This is a genomic window from Ligilactobacillus equi DSM 15833 = JCM 10991, assembly GCF_000615765.1.
Lineage (GTDB): Bacteria > Bacillota > Bacilli > Lactobacillales > Lactobacillaceae > Ligilactobacillus > Ligilactobacillus equi.
In genome coordinates, this window is record NZ_BAMI01000137.1 from 1 (window position 1) to 1,027 (window position 1,027).

General features: G+C 36.6%; 1 protein-coding gene. It reads right to left on the minus strand.

All coding sequences use genetic code 11. The features are described 5' to 3' along the window. The coding region (locus tag JCM10991_RS14135) for an LPXTG cell wall anchor domain-containing protein (protein WP_035189143.1) at positions 1 to 914 on the minus strand (914 nt) is incomplete at its 3' end. Positions 915 to 1,027: the final 113 nt, after the last annotated feature.

Here is a 1,027-nt window from a genome sequence, read left to right on the forward strand (position 1 = left end):
AAAGTTTGTAATGCTTTTGTAGCCGTCCAAGTTACCTTAGAACCTTCAGTCTTAACTGTAAAGTAAGTTGCAGGTTTGTCAGCCTTAGTAAACTTACCAGACTTATCACGTAAGTATACGTCAAATCCAGAGAAGGTTACATCTTTATCAAAGTCATCAACATAAGTTAAAGAATCAACCATTGCGTGGTTTTCTTCTAAGCGTTGACCGTTAAGGGTGTAAGAAACAGTATCACCTTGGATCACAGTTTTTTCAGAGTCATTAACAACCTTAGTTAAGCCATCAACAGTTTCTCGTCCGACAGTTACAACCTTAGAAGCTTGTGGCGTAATAGGCTTGTAAGTTACGGTTTCAACAGTATTACTGTTTTGTTTTGCCTTGTTGTGGTATTCAATAAAGGTATTATTAACCACACCGTAACCTTGACGATTAACTTCAATTAATGTTTGGAATTGAACTTGTTGGTCTTTGTTATAGTTGTTAAGAATGTCCTTAAATGCCTTAGTAGCAAAAACAGTTACAACAGAATCCTTATCATTGTAATTGTAGTCAAAGTAACGAGAAATATCAGTATTCTTAGTTACCTTTTGCCCATTACCAAGGTCAATGTCTGTTAATGCGTATACGTACCAGTGGTTGTTAAAGTTGTCACGCTTATCTAAGTGATCTTCCATACTCCATGAATCAGTATCAAACTTGTAATTCTTAGGAAGAATTGAAGATTTAAGCGCGTAAGTTACAACGTGACCGAAACCAACTTCTTGTTGGTCAAGAGACTTAGGATTACCAAGATTTTCAATTACATCCTTCTTAGGATCCAAGTTGTATACATAGTTCTTAACCATGTTTGTCTTGTAGACGTTACCTGCGTTCACTTGTTGAGCGGTGTTGTCAATTTCAGTACCATTCTTCAAGCCAGACTTAGGTGTTGCGTAGAGACTACATTAAGCTTTTGTCCACCAAAAGTTGAAATTAACTTAGCAGCTTCCTTAGCTGTAACCTTAAATGAGCCTTTCTTGTCATCGAA